Raw genomic sequence first — 18,638 nt, 5'->3', positions numbered from 1 at the left:
AATGTGTCGCTATGCGTTGATCACAGCACTGGCGATATTCCTTGCCGGGTGCGTTGGGCAGCGTCAGGAGCCCGCGCCGGTAGGGGAGGCGCAGCCGAAACCGGAGCAGCCCGCTCAGCCTACGGTACCAACGGTGCCGGGCATTCCGGCAGTGCCGGCGCAGCCGGGTCCGATTGAGCATGAACAGCAGCCGACTCAGCCAACCCCGCGCGTTCGCCACTATGACTGGAGCGGTGCGGTACAGCCGATGGTCGGGCAGATGCTGCAGGCGGGCGGCGTGAACGCGGGCAGTATTCTGCTGGTCGATAGCGTCAATAACCGCACGAACGGTACGCTGAACGCGGGTGAGGCGACCGAGGCCCTGCGCAATGCGCTGACGGGAAACGGCAAGTTTACGCTGGTCTCGCAGCAGCAGCTCGGCGTGGCGAAACAGCAGCTTGGCCTGTCACCGCAGGATAGCCTCGGCAGCCGCAGCAAAGCGATGGGCATTGCGCGCACCGTTGGCGCCCAGTACGTGCTCTACTCTAATGCCACCGGCAACGTCAACTCACCTGAGCTGAAGATGCAGCTGATGCTGGTACAAACCGGCGAGATTATTTGGTCAGGTAAAGGTGCAGTTCAGCAACAGTAAGCTAACGCGCGATGAGCTATTGTCGCGCTTTTTCCCCCGCTATTCGCCGCTCGACGATCCGGCCTTTGCCGGTCTGAGCGGCGGTAGCTGCATCGTCAGCGACGGCACCCGGCGGCTGGTATTACGCCAGCCGCACGATCCTGCCGCCCCCGCCAGCGATTTCCTTCGTCAATATCGCGCGTTATCCCGGATGCCGGATACGCTTGCGCCGTCGCCGATTTTTTACTCCCCGCGCTGGATGGTGGTGGAATACTGCGTCGGTGAAATGAAAAGCGCGCTGCCGCCGTGCCCGCAGCTGGCCGGGGTGCTGTATCATCTGCACCAGCAGCCGTGCCTGGGCTGGCGTATCGCGCTGGCGCCGCTGCTGGAACGCTACTGGCAGCAGAGCGATCGCTCGCGACGAACCCCGCTATGGCTGCGCTGGTATAAGCGTCTGCTACGCCGCGGAGAGCCCCAGCCGCTGCGCCTGGCGCCGCTGCATATGGACGTACATGCGGGCAATCTGGTTCATACCGCGGGCGGGCTGCGGCTGATCGACTGGGAATATGCCGGCGACGGCGATATTGCGCTGGAGCTTGCCGCCGTGTGGATTGATTCTGCACAGCAGCGACGGCTGACGGCGGAGTATGCCCGGCTGGCGAAGATGAATGAACGTCAGCTGTGGCGACAAATTCAGCGCTGGCGCCCGTGGGTATTGATGCTCATGGCAGGCTGGTACGAGCGTCGCTGGCAGCAAACCGGCGACCGGCAGTTTATCGCCCTGGCAGATGCGGCCTGGCGTCAGTTAGACACATAATATAAGAGAGGTCAGTGTGGGTCCGGTAATGTTGGATGTCGAAGGTTTTGAACTGGATGCGGAAGAGCGGGAGATCCTCGCGCACCCTTTGGTTGGCGGGCTGATTCTCTTCACCCGCAACTATCACGATCCGGCGCAGCTGCGCGAGTTGGTGCGTCAGATCCGCGAAGCTTCGCACAATCATCTGGCGATCGCGGTCGATCAGGAAGGCGGGCGCGTCCAGCGTTTTCGCGAGGGCTTTACCCACCTGCCGGCCGCGCAGTCCTTTGCCGCACTGCTGGGAATGGAAGAGGGCGGCAGGCTGGCGGCGCAGGCCGGCTGGCTGATGGCCAGCGAAATGATCGCGATGGATATAGATATCAGCTTTGCGCCGGTGCTTGACGTCGGCCACATCAGCGCCGCCATCGGCGAGCGCTCTTATCATGAGGATCCCGAGAAGGCGCTGGCCATCGCGCGCTGCTTTATTGACGGTATGCATGAAGCGGGCATGAAGGCGACCGGGAAGCATTTCCCAGGTCACGGCGCGGTAACCGCGGATTCGCATAAAGAGACGCCGCGCGACCCGCGCGCTGAGGCGGAAATTCGCGCCCGGGATATGGCCGTTTTCCGCACCCTGGTTGCGGAGCAGCGCCTTGATGCAATTATGCCTGCCCACGTTATTTATACCGACGTTGACCCGCGTCCGGCCAGCGGCTCGCCGCACTGGCTGAAGACGGTACTGCGCGGGGAGTTAGGCTTTGACGGCGTGATTTTCTCCGACGACCTGTCGATGGAAGGCGCGGCGATTATGGGCAGCTATGCCGAACGCGGACAGGCTTCTCTGGATGCAGGTTGCGATATGATCCTGGTCTGCAATAATCGTAAGGGTGCGGTCAGCGTGCTGGATAACCTGTCGCCGATCAAAGCAGAGCGTGTTACGAAATTGTATCATAAAGGTTCCTTTACCCGTCAGGAGCTAAGGGATTCCGCCCGTTGGAAGAGGGTCAACGCGCAGCTGGAGCAGCTCCACGCGCGCTGGCAGGAGGCGAAGTCCGCGTAGCGAACCTGAAGGGCGTTGTTGTCTGGTGAGGATGCGATGATTATCTATTTACACGGTTTTGACTCTAACAGCCCCGGTAACCATGAAAAGGTGCTGCAGCTGCAGTTTATCGATCCCGACGTGCGGTTGATTAGCTACAGTACGCGGCATCCGAAACACGATATGCAGCACTTGTTAAAAGAAGTCGATAAGATGCTGCAGCTCAACGCCGACGATCGGCCGCTGATTTGCGGCGTCGGTCTCGGCGGCTACTGGGCGGAACGGATTGGCTTCCTCTGCGATATCCGCCAGGCTATTTTTAACCCGAACCTGTTTCCCGATGAGAATATGGAAGGGAAGATCGATCGCCCGGAAGAGTACGCGGATATCGGCACGAAGTGCGTGAATAACTTCCGTGAAAAAAATCGCGATCGTTGCCTGGTGATGCTTTCCCGCAAGGATGAAGCGCTCGACAGCCAGCGTTCGGCTGAGCTGCTGCACCACTACTATGAAATCATCTGGGATAACGAACAGGGCCATAAATTCAAGAGTATCTCCCCGCACCTGCAGCGGATAAAGGCCTTTAAAACCCTCGGCTGATAGCCCCCCTCCAGCCCGCTGTGTGAACGCACCGCGGGCTTTTTTTTATCCATTCCGTGATTGCCTGCGCAAAAAATATGCGGTAAAACTTGATGCATATCAATTTTGGTATGACCAATGAACCGTTCATGTTATTCTCGATTCCGCTGAATGGTTTCAATGCTGTAACTTGTTGTTAATTAAAGGCTATTTTTATAACTTTTAATTAACAATTGGTTAATAATTTTAGGGGGTCACGTGACTACACCATTGAAAAAAATAGTAATCGTGGGTGGCGGCGCCGGCGGACTGGAACTGGCTACTCAGTTGGGTAAAAAGCTGGGCCGCAGCAAAAAAGCGAAAATCACCCTGGTGGATCGCAACCATAGCCACCTGTGGAAACCGCTGCTGCATGAAGTGGCAACGGGTTCGCTCGACGAAGGTGTAGATGCGCTGAGCTACCTGGCTCATGCCCGCAATCACGGTTTCCAGTTCCAGCTCGGGTCAGTCGCGGATATCAATCGCGAAACCAAAACCATCACGCTCAGTGAACTGCGTGATGAAAAGGGCGAGCTGCTGGTGGCCGAGCGTAAGCTGCCTTACGACACCCTGGTGATGGCGCTGGGCAGTACCTCTAACGACTTTAATACGCCGGGCGTTAAAGAGAACTGCATTTTCCTCGATAACCCGCACCAGGCGCGTCGTTTCCATCAGGAAATGCTGAACCTGTTCCTGAAATACTCCGCGGATCTCGGCGCCAGCGGCAAAGTGAATATTGCTATCGTTGGCGGCGGGGCCACCGGCGTAGAGCTCTCTGCCGAGCTGCATAATGCGGTTAAGCAGCTGCATAGCTACGGCTACAAAGGGCTGACCAACGAAGCGCTGAACGTCACGCTGGTTGAGGCCGGTGAGCGTATTCTGCCGGCGCTGCCGCCGCGTATTTCCGGCGCCGCGCACAGCGAGCTGACCAAGCTCGGCGTGCGGGTGCTGACGAAAACCATGGTCACCAGCGCCGATGCTAACGGCCTGCACACCAAAGACGGCGAGTTTATTAAGGCCGATCTGATGGTCTGGGCTGCCGGGATTAAGGCGCCGGACTTTATGAAAGAGATCGGCGGTCTGGAAACCAACCGCATCAACCAACTGGTGGTTGAGCCGACGCTGCAAACGACCCGCGATGCGGATATCTACGCCATCGGCGACTGCGCTTCCTGCGCCCGTCCGGAAGGCGGATTCGTGCCGCCGCGCGCGCAGGCCGCTCACCAGATGGCAACCTGCGCGCTGCATAACATCCTCGCGCAGATGAAAAACAAGCCGTTGAAACCTTATGCTTATAAGGATCACGGTTCGCTGGTTTCGCTCTCCAACTACTCGACCGTCGGCAGCCTGATGGGTAACCTGATGCGCGGTTCAATGATGATCGAAGGCCGCATTGCGCGCTTCGTTTACATCTCCCTGTACCGCATGCACCAGATTGCGCTGCACGGCTACTTTAAAACCGGCCTGATGATGCTGGTAGGGCGCATCAACCGCATCATTCGTCCGCGCCTGAAGCTGCACTAATTCTCGGGCGCTCCGCTCCCGGATGACGGCGTTAACGCCTTGTCCGGGTTCGCGGAGCGCGACGAGCTGTCGCCTGGTCAGATAACGCGCTGCCGGGCGATTATCCGGAATATCGTCCTGTAAGATTCGCTATATCCTCTCGGATTCCTCTGAATCCCCGCTGTTTGCTGCATATCCTCGCATTTTTCATCCGCTTTCTCATTTGCAAGCTCCCCGGGTAGATAGCAAAATTATCGCTATCAGCAACAACGGAGGATGCCCCGTGAATAAATCAATGTTGGCGGGTATAGGGATTGGCGTGGCCGCCGCGCTGGGTGTGGCAGCTGTCGCCGGTCTGAACGTACTGGATCGCGGACCGCAGTATGCGCAGGTGGTCTCCAGTACGCCGATTAAAGAAAGTGTTAAAACGCCGCGTCAGGAGTGCCGCAACGTCACCGTAACCCACCGTCGTCCGGTACAGGATGAAAACCGCATTGCCGGTTCGGTACTCGGCGCGGTTGCCGGCGGGGTTATCGGCCACCAGTTTGGCGGCGGCCGTGGCCGCAGCGTTGCCACCGTCGTGGGCGCGTTGGGCGGCGGCTATGCCGGTAACCAGATTCAGGGATCGATGCAGGAAGGCGATACCTACACCACCACGCAGCAGCGCTGCAAAACGGTGTATGACAAATCGGATAAAATGCTGGGCTATGACGTCACGTACAAAATTGGCGGACAGCAGGGCAAGATTCGCATGGAACATGACCCCGGCACGCAAATTCCGCTGGATAGTAACGGTCAGCTGATCCTGAATAACAAAGCGTAAAAAAGACGTTTATTGATATTTGCCCCTCACGCTCAGGGTGAGGGGCTTTTTTTATCAGAAGCTCAGGGCGTAGTTCAGACCAAAGGTGCGGCCGCGGCCTTTGTACTCATACAGCGAACTGCTGCCGTAGGTTGGGCTGTAGAGCAGCGGCGCGCGCTGTCCCCAGATAGTGACGTAGTCTTCGTTCAGCAGGTTTTCGATGCTGAAGGTCAGCTTACCCAGCGGCAGCGCGTAGCTGCCGATAAAGTCGACGGTGTTGTAGCCATCAAGCTTGTTGCCGCTGGCGTCGCTAAGATCGAACACCTGCTGGGTTTGCACGCGCAGCGACCACGGGTCCGGCGCCCAGCCGACCCAGGCGGTGGCTTTCGACGGTGAGGCGAGGGTCACATCCCATTTCTGCCAGCTGCCTTCGCTCTTCACCTGCGATTTCAGGACGTTGAAGTTAGCTCCTGTGCTCCAGTCGCTCTGCGGGAAGGCGTAATCTACCGCCCCTTCAACGCCGTAAATACGCCGCTTATCGGACTCAACGTCAATCGTCATATCGGTGCGGTTGACGACGATGGTTTTGTCCGACGTTGAGTAGTAGGCCGCCAGCTGCGTGCGCAGGTTGTCGCCGGTGTAGCGCCAGCCCAGCTCGTAAGAGTTAACTTTTATCCCCTGCAGCGGTGAATCACCGACGTTGACGCTCGACAGCAGCGGAAGGTTGCCGTTAACGGCGGCGCCGTATTTACCGATGCCGTAGTATTTGCCCGGATCCGGCAGCTCGACGCCCTGGGAGAAGTTAAACCAGGTCTGCTGACGGTCGGTAATGTGGGCGACAATCCCGGCATTAAACAGGAAGTTATCGTAATCAGTTTTCCCACCGGGAATGGCGTCCGCCGAGCGGGCTTTCCCGTTGGCGACGTCCTGCTGCTGCGCATAGCCGACAAAATCATTCACCCGGTTTTCCGTCCACTGGTAGCGCACGCCGCCGCTGACGGTGAAGATATCGTTCAGATCGTAGCTGCTCTGCAGGAACGGAGCGAGATTGGTGATGCTGTAGCCCGGGTAGCGGCCGGTGGTGTAGATGGCCTGATTATTCAGCCCGCCGGAGGCCATTGATTCGTTGAGGTCGAAGAACATCTGGTTGGCGTTGAAGGTTTCATGATCGGCGTCGAGCCCCCAGGTCAGGTCCCAGCCCTCCAGCGGCTGGCTGTTGAGGGTAATTTTGGCTCCGTACTGATCGGTATCCTGCTTCGAGGAGGAGAAGCTGCCGACCTGGCCCTTAGCGAGGGTCGGGAAGGGGTAGAAGGTCAGGGATTCATCGCGATAGTAGATCTGGCTGACCAGATTCTGACCGTAGAAGTCGGCGTCGGAATACTGGAGGCTTATCAGGTGGCGCTCGGTGCCGGGTACGCGGTCGGAGTCCAGCCCGTCGGTGGTGTAGGCCTTGCCGTCACCGGTGACCGCCGACATGTTTTTCCCCAGGTACAGGCCGTAGTCGTCGCCCTGGCTTTTATAGTACTGCGTGACCAGCTGAAGCTGACGATTATCGTCGATGTTGATGGTGCCGGTGCCCATCACGTCGAGGCGGTCGGAGTGCTGTAAACCGGTCTGGGTATTATCGAGGATCAGCGCATCGTTATTGCCGTCATACCAGCCGCCGAAGCGCTGATAGGCCACCGATAATCTGCCGGAGGCGTGGTCGGTACCGCCGCTCACCGCTGCCGCCACCCGCTCATCATGATCGTTGCTGTTAGCAAAACCCGTTTTGCCGCCCAGTTCGAGATCGACCTGGCGATCCTGCTGGCCTTTTTTGGTGACAATATTGATCAGGCCGCCGGTACTGCCGCCGCCGTACAGCGAGGTGGCGCCGGAGATGACCTCGATGTGCTCGATGTTGAACGGATCGATGGCGTCGAGCTGACGGCTGTCGGTGCGGGAGGAGTTTAGCCGCACGCCGTCGATCAGCACCACGATCGCGCGACCGCGCATATTCATGCCGTAATTTGTCCGTCCCTGGCTGCTGACGTCGATGCCTGGAATGAGCTGCGCCAGCACATCTTTGAACTCCTTGCCGCCCTGAACCTGCTGTTCAATTTCGTGACCTTCAATAACCCAGGTGGTCTGCGCCATTTCGGCAACGGTACGGTGCGTACGGTTGGCGCTAACGATCAGGTTTTCTTCAGCCGCCTGGGTGCTAAAGACGGGGAGGGTGGTAGCCAGCAGCAGTGGGTTAAGCACCCAGAGACGCGTGTTCATTCGCATTCCTTTTATGAGTTAATTGCTTTGTTGTTAAGCATTGTTGTTCTATTTTTTCGGCGCGTGCGCACCGATTGTTACAGGGTGAAACAAATTGAAAAACTCAAATGCGAATTCTGCACGTAGTGATTATTGTTATCAATATCATTTACAACAAATTAACGCTTAAAGGTGTGAAAACATTAGTGAAAATGGGGTTAAGGCAGAGGGTGGTGCCGGGGAGACGCAGGCCCGGTGACGGAGATCACCGGGCAGCAGAGCGGGTTAGTGCTGGAGGATTTGCCGCCACAGGCGCAGGGTGGTCTCGGCAATTTGCATTAATTTGCTGAAATCGGCGCCTTCGCGAGCGCTGATCGACATCCCCTGCAGGACGCAGTTTAAGAACTGCGCGAGCTGGCGAACGTCGCCGTTTTCCGGGAGCTCGCCGCGCAGCTGGCGCTGCTGCAGGAACTGGGTCAGCGTCTGCTCCTGCATAGCGTGCCGCGACTTAATGGTGTTGGCGATATCGGTAGAGGAGGCCGCCAGCGCCGCGGAGGTGTTGATCATAAAGCAGCCCGCCGGGGTATCTTTACTGGTAAAGCAGGTGGCGATCGCGGTGAAATAGTCCCGCAGAGCCTGGTCGACCGACTTCTCTTCGTCAAACAGCTGCGCTTCGTGTCTGGCGGCAAAGCGCGAGATATAGCGATCGAGCACCGCGCGAAACAGCCCCTCTTTATTGACGAATTCGGCGTAGAGCGTAGGGGCCTTTGCCCCGGTAGCTTCCACCAGGTCGGCAAGGGAGGTTGCCTCATACCCATGCTGCCAGAACAGCGTCATGGCCTTATCCAGCGCCGCTTCCTTGTCGAACACTTTAGGTCGGCCACGGCTTTTTTTTGTGCAACTTTGAACGTCAGTTGTCATGATGCCGCCTGTACCTATGTTGGTTTGTTGAAGGGCCATTATAAAAATAAACGGCATAACCTGCCAGCAGAGTCAGTCCAAAAATAAATAATTCATATATGTATGAATTTTAAGTTGTTTATAAATAATTAAACGATCGTTATAAAAATGCGTTGACGTGTGATGCAGGTCACATTATTATTTACCTATCGATCGTTAAGTTAATTCTTACGACCCTAATAAAAATCATCTGCATAGGTATAATAATCATGAAAACCATCAAAACTCTGACCCTCGCTGCCGTACTAAGCTCACTCTCTTTCGCAAGCTTTGCCGCCGTTGAAGTGCAATCCACTCCTGCTGGCCAGCAAAAAATCGGCACCGTTTCCGCTTCTGCCGGTACCAACCTGGGCTCTCTGGAAGACCAGCTGGCGCAGAAAGCTGAAGAAATGGGCGCGACTTCATTCCGCATTACGTCGGTAACCGGTCCTAACACCCTGCACGGGACTGCGGTTATCTACAAATAAGCTGTTCCCTCTGTCATGCCACTGACAAACGCGGTTCTGACCCCTTTATCAGGCCGCGGTAGTAAGCAGTAAGTTGTTCCCCTGTTATGCCAATATTGCGAAGCGGTCCACACCCTTATGGACCGCGACTCGCTGTCTGAATGTCCGGCTCTCTCCCCAATAAAACACCATAAAGACCCCCCTCAGTTAAGCGGTTTTCCGCTCAGCGGACGTCTTGCATCGCTGCGATCCCCGTTTCCTCGCGTGAGGTTGCAGGCAGTCCCGTCGCCCTCTTGCGGCGGATAATATCGGTTGTTTTGACCGACGCTTTCGCGCGGATAAACCGGTGCAGAGGAAAAGGCGAACCGAAGGCCGCAAGAGGTGAATTGAGGCAGGAGCGAGTAGGTCGAATTGAGCCGAGCGCAGCGCGCAGCAGCGATTTCGGCGCGGGATTGCGAAGATGGTTACAAGAGGTTAAAGGGGAAGAGGCTTCTCTTCCCACAAATCCGCTCACCCGGCGCCGGGGAAGGACGTTCTGCCTGACGGAAAGACGCCAGGCAGAATAGGGCGATTACAGCGCCTGCCCGCTATCCGGCTGATGGCGGGTCACGTCAATCGGCATGCCCGAACGCAGTTCGATTGCGCGCTCCATAACCGGCCGGTCGGTCAGCGGCGCCTCCTTGAAGGCCAGCATTTCGGCGTTAAGCACGATGGGCAGCGTCTGCGGATCGTCATCAAGGTGCTTCGACAGCGGCTGATGAATCTCGACCAGCCGGCTGCCGTTTGGCTCAACGGAAGCCTTAATCGGCGTGTTGATAATATTTACCCGGGTTCCGGGGGTAATTTTATTGAACAGCGTCTTAATATCATTATCGCGCAGGCGAATGCAGCCCGAGCTTACGCGCATACCGATGCCGAAATCGGCATTGGTACCGTGCAGCAGATAGACGCCGCCGTAGGCCGCCAGGCGGATCGCGTGGTGCCCCATCGGGTTATCCGGCCCGGCGGGAACCACGGCAGGCAGCTCGATGCCCATCGCCTTGTAGCGGGCGCGGATATTGGCCGTCGGCGTCCAGGTCGGGTTAGCGCGCTTATCCGAGACGGTCGTGACCATCGTTGGCGTAAGGGTATCGCCCCCAAGCTGGCCGATACCGATAGGGTAGACGGTCACCTCATTCTTGCCCGGCGGATAGTAGTACAGACGAAGTTCGGCGAGATTAATCACCAGCCCTTCGCGCGGCGCGTCCGGCAGCAGCGTCTGCAGCGGAATGGTCAGCACGCTGCCGGCGCGGGGAACGTAGGGGTCGACGCCGGGGTTAGCCTGCAGGAGCGCCAGAAAACCGACGTTATACTTTTTGGCAATGGCTTCCAGCGAACCGCCGTTATCCTGGACCACGTGGAACTGATTTTGCCCCACCAGACGGCTTCCCGGCGGCGGTAAAGGCCAGGTGTTAGCATGGGCCGGAAGCGCCAGCGCGGCGACAACGGCAACCAGCGCCAGCCACAGAGAGATACGCGAAGAGTTTATGACCATAATAAATAAGTGGTTATTTTCCTACGGAAACAGAGACAAATTATGGCGCGGGGGAGTGTGGGGAAACCCTGGTGGATTGCAAAACATTTGTAAAGTTTGCTGAATGTGTCGGATGAAAAAATGGATACGATGAATATCACCGTATCCATTTTCTCCGTCACGGTCAGGCGACGGCGTTCTCTTCCAGCTGGCGCATAAACTGGCGAACCCACTCCATGCGCGTTTTCCGCTCGGCGAGATCCTGCATAAACTTCAGCCGCGTCGGCCCGTCGAGGCGGAAGTGCTGCGGCTGTTTCTGCAGCAGGCCAATCAGCCACACCGGGTTGACGTGGTTCTTTTCGTTAAACTCAATCATGCCGCCTTTTTCGTTCCCCTCCAGCTTGCGAATGCCAAGCTTCTGCGCCTGCTGGCGCAGACGGGCGATATCCAGCAGATTTCTGGCCGCGTCCGGCAGCAGGCCGAAGCGGTCGATAAGCTCCACCTTGATCTCCTCCAGCTCGTGCTCGCTTTTGGCGCTGGCGATGCGCTTGTAGAACGAGAGTCGGGTATTTACATCCGGGATAAAGTCGTCCGGCAGCAGGGACGGCATCCGCAGTTCGACCTCCGTTTGCTGGCTGGTCAGGTCTTCCAGCGACGGCTCGCGTCCGGCCTTCAGGGCATCAACGGCGTTCTCCAGCAGCTCCATATACAGCGAGAAGCCGATGGTGGTCATCTGCCCGCTCTGGTCTTCGCCCAGCAGCTCGCCGGCGCCACGAATTTCCAGATCGTGGGTGGCCAGGGCGAACCCGGCGCCGAGGTCCTCCAGGGAGGCGATCGCTTCCAGACGCTTTTGCGCATCGGTGGACATCGCCTTCGGATGCGGAGTCAGCAGCCAGGCGTAGGCCTGATGGTGTGAACGCCCGACGCGCCCGCGCAGCTGGTGCAGCTGAGCAAGGCCGAAATGATCGGCGCGCTCGATGATGATCGTATTGGCGGTCGGGATATCGATCCCGGTTTCAATAATGGTGGTGCAGACCAGCACGTTAAAGCGCTGGTGGTGGAAATCGTTCATCACCCGCTCAAGCTCGCGTTCGCGCATCTGCCCGTGACCGATGGCGATGCGGGCCTCGGGCACCAGCTCGGCCAGGCGGTCGGCGGCTTTCTGGATGTTTTCCACGTCATTGTAGAGATAGTAGACCTGGCCACCGCGCAGTATTTCACGCAGCATGGCCTCGCGTACCACCAGCGCATCGTACTCGCGAACGAAGGTTTTCACCGCCAGACGGCGCGCCGGAGGAGTGGCGATAATCGACAGATCGCGCATGCCGCTCATGGCCATATTCAGGGTACGCGGGATCGGCGTCGCGGTGAGCGTCAGAATATCGACATCGGCGCGCATGGCCTTGATGCGCTCCTTATGCCGCACGCCGAAGCGGTGCTCCTCATCGACGATCAGCAGACCAAGATCGCGCAGCTTCACTTCGCTCTGCAGCAGCTTGTGGGTGCCGATCAGAATATCGATTTTGCCCTCGGCCGCCTGTTCCAGAATCTGCGCCTGTTCTTTGGCGCTGCGGAAGCGAGACAACATTTCGATGCGCACCGGCCAGTTGGCGAAGCGATCGCGGAAGTTGTCGAAGTGCTGCTGAGCGAGCAGGGTCGTCGGCACCAGCACCGCCACCTGCTTATGGTTTTCTACCGCCAGGAAGGCGGCGCGCATGGCAACTTCGGTTTTACCAAAGCCCACGTCGCCGCAGACCAGACGATCCATCGCCAGCGGCTGGCACATATCGCTCAGCACCGCGTTGATGGCCTGGGCCTGATCGGGGGTGGTTTCAAACGGGAAGCCGTCGCAAAAGAGCTGATACTGTTCGCGATCGTGCTTGAAGGCAAACCCGGATTTGACCGCGCGCTGGGCATAAATATCCAGCAGCTCCGCCGCCACGTCGCGCACCTTCTCCGCCGCTTTTTGCCGCGCTCGCGCCCAGGCGTCGCCGCCGAGCTTGTGCAGCGGGGCGCTCTCCTCCGCGCCGCCGGCATAGCGGCTAATCAGATGCAGCGAGGAGACCGGGACGTATAGTTTGGCGTCATTGGCGTAGGTAAGCATCAGGTATTCACCCTTGATGCCGCCGGCCTCGAGGGTGGTCATTCCCGCATAGCGGCCGACGCCGTGCTCAAGATGCACCACCGGCTGGCCGATATGCAGCTCCGCGAGGTTGCGAATCAGGGTATCGGGGTTGATGGTGCGCCGCGAGTCCTGGCGTCGGCGCGCCACGCGCTCGCCCAGCAGATCGCTTTCACAAATCAGCGCCAGGCCGCGCGGGCCATCGATAAAGCCGTGCTCGGCGGCGCCAATCATCAGATAGCGGCCGCTGCCGGTCGCCTCTTCGAGACGCAAGATATGCTTTGGCGCAACCTTAATGCGCGCCAGCATTTCGCCCAACGCTTCGCGACGGCCCTCGCTCTCGACCGAGAAGATAACCGGCCCGCTAAAGGATTCGAGGAAGCGGCGCAGGTTATCCAGCGGCGCTTTGTTCTGCGCCTGAATCGCCAGCTCCGGCAGCTTCTGATAGCCGAGGTTGGTATGGGCCGCTTTCTCCGCCAGACGGTCGGTTTTTAACTGCACGCGCGGCCATTTTTTCAGCTCGCTGAACAGCTCATCGCTGCGCAGCCAGAGCAGCTCCGGCGGCAGCAGCGGACGCATTGGGTCAACACCCCGGCTCTCAAAGCGGGCGTGAGTTTCACTCTGGAAACGTTCGGCGCTGGCTTCCAGCTCGCCGGTATTGACGATCAGCGTGTTCGCCGGGAAGTAGCTAAACAGCGGCGGCAGCGGCTCGTTGAAAAACAGCGGCTGCCAGTATTCGATGCCGGTGGGCAGGGTGCCTTTGCTGACCTGCTGATAGATATGCTCGGCATCGCGCTTGACCTCGAAGCGATCGCGCCACTGGCTGCGGAACAGCTCGATGGCGGCCTGATCGGTCGGGAATTCGTGGGCGGGCAGCAGATTGATCGCCGCCACCTCTTCGAGCGTGCGCTGGCTGTCAACGTCAAACAGGCGCAGGCTGTCTATCTCATCATCGAAGAAATCGAGGCGATACGGCTGCTCGCTGCCCATCGGGTAGAGGTCGAGCAGGGCGCCGCGGGTCGCGTATTCGCCGTGCTCCATGACCTGATCGACGTGGCGATAGCCCGCGCTATCCAGCTGCTCGTGCAGGGTATCCCGCGACAGGCGCTGGCCTTTTTTCATCACCAGCGCGTGGCCATGCAGGTAGTTATGCGGACAGACGCGCTGCATCAGCGTGCTGACCGGTACGATCAGCACGCCGCGCTGCATGGTCGGCAGCTGATAAAGGGTCGCCAGACGGGAGGAGATAATATCCTGATGCGGCGAGAAGCTATCGTAGGGCAGGGTTTCCCAGTCCGCCAGGGCGATGACCATGCTGTCGGTAAACTGCCGAATTTCATCATTCAGGCGCAGGGCGTTTTGCATATCGGGGGCGACGAGGATCACCGGGCCGTCGTGGCGCTCGGTCATTTCTGCGACCAGGGTCGCGCAGGCCGCGCCGGTGAGTTCGCCGAGCTGCCGCTGATCGCCGGGTTTGACCGGCAGTGAGTATCGATATTGTTGAGACATAGCGGTTGTCAGGATCCCTTAGAGCCTATCCCATTAGGCTTTTTTATTTGCCAGCAAAGTACGCCTACCGCAATAGGCTCTGAGTGATTCGCTCTACGATGTAGGGGCAAATCGCTGATATTCAATGCCTCTGATTATCCGCGATTGGCCTTAATTCGCCAACCCGAATGACAAAAGGATGTTCGTTTGCGGGGAAAGATTCTGATAGATAAGAACTGACATATCAAATATCCGATTGATTTATCTTTACTTTTTCTCCGCTTGGCGACAAAAACTTACCGTTTCAGTGATTTACGCGTTGTGCTATGACATATATACTCGTGCATCGGCTATCAGCAACCAGATGGAATACATGTACCAACCTGCCGCACTCTTTATCGGCCTTCGCTACATGCGCGGGCGCGCAGCTGACCGCTTCGGTCGTTTCGTCTCCTGGCTTTCAACCATTGGCATTACGCTCGGCGTGATGGCGCTGGTGACCGTCCTGTCGGTGATGAACGGCTTTGAACGCGAGCTGCAGAACAACATCCTGGGGCTGATGCCGCAGGCCATTCTTAGCGCCCAGCAGGGCTCAATCAATCCGCAAACGCTGCCGGAAAGCGCCGTCAAGCTGCAGGGCGTCAGCCGGGTCGCGCCGCTGACCACCGGCGACGTGGTGCTGCAAAGCGCGCGCAGCGTCGCAGTTGGGGTGATGCTCGGTATCGACCCGGCGCAAAAAGATCCGCTGACGCCGTACCTCGTTAACGTCAAGCAGAGCGACCTGCAGGCCGGGAAATATAACGTTATTCTCGGCGAGCAGCTGGCCGGCCAGCTCGGGGTTAATCGCGGCGACCAGATCCGCGTGATGGTGCCGTCCGCCAGCCAGTTTACGCCGATGGGCCGCGTGCCGAGCCAGCGCCTGTTTAACGTTATCGGCACCTTCGCCGCCAGTAGCGAAGTCGACGGCTACCAGATGCTGACCAATATCGACGATGCGTCGCGCCTGATGCGCTACCCGCTGGGAAATATTACCGGCTGGCGCCTGTGGCTGAACCAGCCGCTGCAGGTGGATACGCTCAGCCAGCAAACCCTGCCTGCAGGCACGAAGTGGCAGGACTGGCGCGAGCGCAAGGGCGAGCTGTTCCAGGCCGTGCGGATGGAAAAAAATATGATGGGCCTGCTGCTGAGCCTGATTGTGGCGGTGGCGGCCTTTAATATCATCACCTCGCTCGGAATGATGGTGATGGAAAAACAGGGCGAGGTGGCTATCCTGCAAACCCTCGGCCTGACGCCGCGGCAGATTATGCTGGTCTTTATGGTACAGGGCGCCAGCGCCGGTATCGTCGGCGCGCTGCTCGGCGCGCTGCTCGGCGTGCTGCTCGCCAGCCAGCTGAACAATTTGATGCCGATTATCGGCGCGTTTCTTGACGGCGCCGCGCTGCCGGTAGCCATCGAACCGCTGCAGGTGACGATGATTGCGCTGGTGGCGATGGTGCTGGCATTGTTGTCGACGTTGTATCCTTCCTGGCGCGCTGCCGCCACCCAACCCGCTGAGGCTTTACGTTATGAATAAGATCCTGCTGCAATGCGACAATCTGTGCAAACGCTATCAGGAAGGCAACGTGCAAACGGATGTGCTGCACGATGTCAGCTTCAGCATTGAAGAGGGCGAGATGATGGCGATTGTCGGCACCTCGGGTTCCGGCAAAAGTACGCTCCTGCATCTGCTCGGTGGCCTCGATACGCCGACCTCGGGCGACGTTATTTTCTCCGGCCAGCCGATGAGCCAGCTCTCCGCCGCGGCCCGCGCCGACCTGCGCAACCGCGAGCTGGGCTTTATCTATCAGTTCCACCACCTGCTGCCGGATTTCACCGCCCTTGAAAACGTGGCGATGCCGCTGCTGATCGGCAAGCAGAAAGCGGCCGATATCGAACGCCAGGCAAAAGAGATGCTGCGCGCGGTTGGCCTTGAGCACCGCAGCAGCCATCGTCCGTCCGAGCTCTCCGGCGGCGAACGCCAGCGCGTGGCGATTGCCCGTGCGCTGGTTAACAAGCCGCGGCTGGTGCTGGCGGATGAGCCGACCGGTAACCTTGACGCCCGCAATGCCGACAGCATCTTCCAGCTGCTGGGCGAGCTCAATATCGCGCAGCGCACCGCTTTCCTGGTGGTGACCCACGATCTGCAACTGGCAAAACGGATGAACCGTCAGCTGGAGATGCGTGATGGCCACCTGAACGCGGAACTGACCCTGATGGGGGCCGAGTAATGGCCTCTCCGTTATCCCTATTGATCGCCCTGCGCTTTAGCCGGGGCCGTCGACGCGGCGGCATGGTATCGCTTATTTCGGTGATTTCGACCGTCGGCATTGCGCTGGGCGTGGCGGTGCTGATCGTCGGCCTGAGCGCTATGAACGGCTTTGAACGCGAGCTCAATAACCGCATTCTGGCGGTGGTTCCCCACGGGGAAATCGAGCCGGTTAAGCAGCCCTGGAGCAACTGGAACGAGGCGCTGGCGAAGGTTGAGAAGGTCAAGGGCATCGTTGCGGCGGCGCCCTATATCAACTTTACCGGGCTGGTGGAGAGCGGCAGCAACATGCGCGCCATTCAGGTCAAGGGCGTCGATCCTCAGCAGGAGAGCCGCCTGAGCTCGCTGCCGACCTTCGTGCAGAACAACGCCTGGGCCGGTTTTAAGCCCGGCGAGCAGCAGATTATTTTAGGCAAGGGCGTCGCCGATGCGCTGCACGTTAAGCAGGGCGACTGGGTATCGATAATGATCCCGAACTCCGACGCCGAGCACCAGCTGCTGCAGCCGAAACGCGTCAGGCTGCACGTCACCGGGATCCTGCAGCTGAGCGGCCAGCTCGATCACAGCTTCGCCATGATCCCGATGCCGGATGCTCAGCAGTATCTGGATATGGGCAGCAGCGTCACCGGGATCGCGATTAAAGTCACCGACGTCTTCCACGCCAACACCCTGGTGCGCGACGCCGGTGAAGTCACCAACAGCTACGTCTATATCAAGAGCTGGATCGGCACCTACGGCTATATGTATCGCGATATCCAGATGATCCGCGCCATTATGTATCTCGCGATGGTGCTGGTTATCGGCGTCGCCTGCTTTAACATCGTCTCCACCCTGGTGATGGCGGTGAAAGATAAAAGCAGCGATATTGCGGTACTGCGCACGCTCGGCGCAAAAGACGGCCTGATCCGCGCGATTTTCGTATGGTATGGTTTACTTGCCGGTTCGGTCGGAAGCCTGATCGGGGTCGCCATTGGCGTGGTTTGCGCGCTGAAGCTGACGTCGATTATTAACGGCCTTGAATCCCTGATTGGGCATAAATTCCTCTCCGGCGACATCTATTTTATCGACTTCCTGCCGTCTGAACTGCACTGGCTGGACGTCATTTACGTGCTGGTGACGGCACTGTTGCTGAGTTTGCTGGCCAGCTGGTATCCCGCCCGCCGCGCCAGCCGCATTGACCCGGCGAGGGTGCTGAGTGGCCAGTAATTTATCGTCATGACCCGCTAATGCGCTTCATTTTGCAAGGTGAAGCGCAGGGTTAGAAAGAGGAATTGCTGAAATGTATTACGGATTTGACATTGGCGGCAGCAAGATTGCGTTGGGCGTATTTAACAAGGAGCGGCGGCTGCAGTGGGAAAAGCGCGTCGCCACTCCGCAGGACAGTTATGAAGATTTTCTCCAGGCGGTAGAGGCGCTGGTGCTTGAGGCGGACGCCCGCTTCGATTGCCAGGGCTCGGTCGGGATCGGCATTCCGGGAATGCCGGAGACCGCGGACGGCACTCTGTACGCCGCCAACGTGCCTGCCGCCAGCGGTAAACCGCTGCGCGCCGACCTTAGCGCCCGGCTGGGGCGTGAAGTGCGTCTGGATAACGACGCCAACTGTTTTGCGCTCTCAGAAGCCTGGGACGACGAGTTTACCCGCTATCCGCTGGTGATGGGGCTGATTCTTGGCACCGGCGTAGGCGGCGGCCTGATCCTCAACGGCAAATCGATTACCGGACATAGCTATATCACCGGCGAATTTGGCCATATCCGCCTGCCGGTGGATGCCCTGGAGGTGGTGGGGCGTGACTTTCCGCTAACTCGCTGCGGCTGCGGCCAGCTGGGCTGCATCGAAAACTACCTTTCCGGCCGCGGCTTTGCCTGGCTGTACCAGCACTTTTATCACCAATCCCTGACCTCACCCGAAATCGTCGCGCTGTGGCAGCAGGGCGATGAAAAAGCGCGCGCCCACGTCGAGCGTTATCTTGACCTGCTGGCGGTGTGTCTGGGGAATATTTTAACCATCGTTGACCCGGATCTGCTGGTAGTTGGCGGAGGATTGTCTAACTTTACTGCAATAACCGAAGGGCTGGCGCAGCGCCTGCCGCGTCACTTACTTCCCGTTGCCCGGGTGCCTCGGATTGAGCGGGCGCGCCACGGCGATGCGGGAGGAATGCGCGGTGCGGCCTTCCTTCATTTGACTGATTAATCAC

15 protein-coding genes are annotated in these 18,638 nt (G+C 58.7%); 11 read left to right on the top strand and 4 right to left on the bottom strand.

Annotation, left to right across the window (positions count from 1 at the left end):
* Position 1 precedes the first annotated feature (1 nt).
* The 6 genes from lpoB (at position 2) to HCK03_RS16735 (ending at position 5,389) form a co-directional block, all read left to right on the top strand.
* A complete protein-coding gene (lpoB, locus tag HCK03_RS16760; protein ID WP_161795674.1) occupies positions 2-631 on the top strand; it encodes a penicillin-binding protein activator LpoB in 630 nt (209 codons plus the stop codon).
* Complete coding sequence (gene thiK / locus HCK03_RS16755; protein WP_041144978.1) at positions 612-1,427, top strand: thiamine kinase; 816 nt, start codon at positions 612-614, stop codon at positions 1,425-1,427. Before lpoB ends, thiK begins: the two co-directional genes overlap by 20 nt.
* Positions 1,428-1,455: 28 nt before the next feature.
* Entirely contained in the window at positions 1,456-2,466 is a 1,011-nt protein-coding gene (gene nagZ / locus HCK03_RS16750) for a beta-N-acetylhexosaminidase (RefSeq protein ID WP_161795650.1), read from the top strand.
* A 36-nt stretch (positions 2,467-2,502) separates the two neighbouring features.
* Positions 2,503-3,045: an alpha/beta hydrolase YcfP gene (ycfP, locus tag HCK03_RS16745; protein ID WP_041144980.1), complete on the top strand. Its 543-nt coding sequence runs from the start codon at positions 2,503-2,505 to the stop codon at positions 3,043-3,045.
* A gap of 237 nt (positions 3,046-3,282) precedes the next feature.
* On the top strand, positions 3,283-4,587 hold the full coding sequence (locus tag HCK03_RS16740; RefSeq protein ID WP_076945221.1) for an NAD(P)/FAD-dependent oxidoreductase: 1,305 nt from the start codon (positions 3,283-3,285) through the stop codon (positions 4,585-4,587).
* Between the two features lie 262 nt (positions 4,588-4,849).
* The gene (locus HCK03_RS16735) at positions 4,850-5,389 is read left to right on the top strand and encodes a glycine zipper 2TM domain-containing protein (RefSeq protein ID WP_052698707.1); all 540 of its coding nucleotides are present in this window, start codon (positions 4,850-4,852) and stop codon (positions 5,387-5,389) included.
* A 54-nt stretch (positions 5,390-5,443) separates the two neighbouring features.
* Here HCK03_RS16735 and HCK03_RS16730 read toward each other — a convergent pair whose 3' ends face one another.
* Together HCK03_RS16730 and HCK03_RS16725 are read right to left on the bottom strand one after the other, a co-directional pair.
* Positions 5,444-7,630 carry a TonB-dependent siderophore receptor gene (locus tag HCK03_RS16730; RefSeq protein WP_115193152.1) on the bottom strand — a complete coding sequence of 729 codons (2,187 nt, stop codon included), beginning with the start codon at positions 7,628-7,630 and terminating at the stop codon, positions 5,444-5,446.
* Positions 7,631-7,894: 264 nt separating this feature from the next.
* Positions 7,895-8,530: a TetR/AcrR family transcriptional regulator gene (locus HCK03_RS16725; RefSeq protein WP_041144984.1), complete on the bottom strand. Its 636-nt coding sequence runs from the start codon at positions 8,528-8,530 to the stop codon at positions 7,895-7,897.
* 248 nt (positions 8,531-8,778) lie between these two features.
* On the opposite strand from HCK03_RS16725, the gene bhsA reads away from it, so the two are divergent.
* Positions 8,779-9,036, top strand: a complete 258-nt coding sequence (bhsA, locus tag HCK03_RS16720) for a multiple stress resistance protein BhsA (RefSeq protein ID WP_041144985.1) — start codon at positions 8,779-8,781, stop codon at positions 9,034-9,036.
* A gap of 550 nt (positions 9,037-9,586) precedes the next feature.
* Here the strand turns inward: bhsA and ldtC are convergent.
* Both ldtC and mfd read right to left on the bottom strand, forming a co-directional pair.
* Positions 9,587-10,549 carry a L,D-transpeptidase LdtC gene (ldtC, locus tag HCK03_RS16715; protein WP_041144986.1) on the bottom strand — a complete coding sequence of 321 codons (963 nt, stop codon included), beginning with the start codon at positions 10,547-10,549 and terminating at the stop codon, positions 9,587-9,589.
* Between the two features lie 163 nt (positions 10,550-10,712).
* A complete protein-coding gene (gene mfd, locus HCK03_RS16710) occupies positions 10,713-14,159 on the bottom strand; it encodes a transcription-repair coupling factor (protein ID WP_167691926.1) in 3,447 nt (1,148 codons plus the stop codon).
* Between the two features lie 352 nt (positions 14,160-14,511).
* On the opposite strand from mfd, the gene lolC reads away from it, so the two are divergent.
* From lolC to nagK, 4 genes are all read left to right on the top strand, one after another.
* Positions 14,512-15,711: a lipoprotein-releasing ABC transporter permease subunit LolC gene (lolC, locus tag HCK03_RS16705; RefSeq protein ID WP_134525563.1), complete on the top strand. Its 1,200-nt coding sequence runs from the start codon at positions 14,512-14,514 to the stop codon at positions 15,709-15,711.
* Positions 15,704-16,405 carry a lipoprotein-releasing ABC transporter ATP-binding protein LolD gene (lolD, locus tag HCK03_RS16700; RefSeq protein ID WP_041144989.1) on the top strand — a complete coding sequence of 234 codons (702 nt, stop codon included), beginning with the start codon at positions 15,704-15,706 and terminating at the stop codon, positions 16,403-16,405. The genes lolC and lolD overlap by 8 nt, the downstream gene beginning before the upstream one ends.
* Positions 16,405-17,649, top strand: coding sequence for a lipoprotein-releasing ABC transporter permease subunit LolE (lolE, locus tag HCK03_RS16695; RefSeq protein WP_076945223.1), 1,245 nt, complete (start codon positions 16,405-16,407; stop codon positions 17,647-17,649). The genes lolD and lolE overlap by 1 nt, the downstream gene beginning before the upstream one ends.
* Before the next feature lie 73 nt (positions 17,650-17,722).
* The gene (nagK, locus tag HCK03_RS16690; RefSeq protein ID WP_041144991.1) at positions 17,723-18,634 is read left to right on the top strand and encodes an N-acetylglucosamine kinase; all 912 of its coding nucleotides are present in this window, start codon (positions 17,723-17,725) and stop codon (positions 18,632-18,634) included.
* Positions 18,635-18,638 lie beyond the last annotated feature (4 nt).

Source organism: Klebsiella terrigena (assembly GCF_012029655.1).
In the GTDB taxonomy this organism is placed as follows: Bacteria; Pseudomonadota; Gammaproteobacteria; order Enterobacterales; family Enterobacteriaceae; genus Klebsiella; species Klebsiella terrigena.
Note: the sequence above shows the minus strand (reverse complement) of the source record. Positions and strands in the feature narration are given on the sequence as shown.

What these genes read in the sequence shown, in the direction of transcription:
- lpoB (WP_161795674.1), top strand. Translation starts at nt 2, where the DNA reads ATGTGTCGCTATGCGTTGATCACAGCACTGGCGATATTCCTTGCCGGG.
- nagZ (WP_161795650.1), top strand. Translation starts at nt 1,456, where the DNA reads ATGTTGGATGTCGAAGGTTTTGAACTGGATGCGGAAGAGCGGGAGATC.
- ycfP (WP_041144980.1), top strand. Translation starts at nt 2,503, where the DNA reads ATGATTATCTATTTACACGGTTTTGACTCTAACAGCCCCGGTAACCAT.
- HCK03_RS16730 (WP_115193152.1), bottom strand. Translation starts at nt 7,630, where the DNA reads ATGAACACGCGTCTCTGGGTGCTTAACCCACTGCTGCTGGCTACCACC.
- HCK03_RS16725 (WP_041144984.1), bottom strand. Translation starts at nt 8,530, where the DNA reads ATGACAACTGACGTTCAAAGTTGCACAAAAAAAAGCCGTGGCCGACCT.
- bhsA (WP_041144985.1), top strand. Translation starts at nt 8,779, where the DNA reads ATGAAAACCATCAAAACTCTGACCCTCGCTGCCGTACTAAGCTCACTC.
- ldtC (WP_041144986.1), bottom strand. Translation starts at nt 10,549, where the DNA reads ATGGTCATAAACTCTTCGCGTATCTCTCTGTGGCTGGCGCTGGTTGCC.
- mfd (WP_167691926.1), bottom strand. Translation starts at nt 14,159, where the DNA reads ATGTCTCAACAATATCGATACTCACTGCCGGTCAAACCCGGCGATCAG.
- lolC (WP_134525563.1), top strand. Translation starts at nt 14,512, where the DNA reads ATGTACCAACCTGCCGCACTCTTTATCGGCCTTCGCTACATGCGCGGG.
- lolD (WP_041144989.1), top strand. Translation starts at nt 15,704, where the DNA reads ATGAATAAGATCCTGCTGCAATGCGACAATCTGTGCAAACGCTATCAG.
- lolE (WP_076945223.1), top strand. Translation starts at nt 16,405, where the DNA reads ATGGCCTCTCCGTTATCCCTATTGATCGCCCTGCGCTTTAGCCGGGGC.
- nagK (WP_041144991.1), top strand. Translation starts at nt 17,723, where the DNA reads ATGTATTACGGATTTGACATTGGCGGCAGCAAGATTGCGTTGGGCGTA.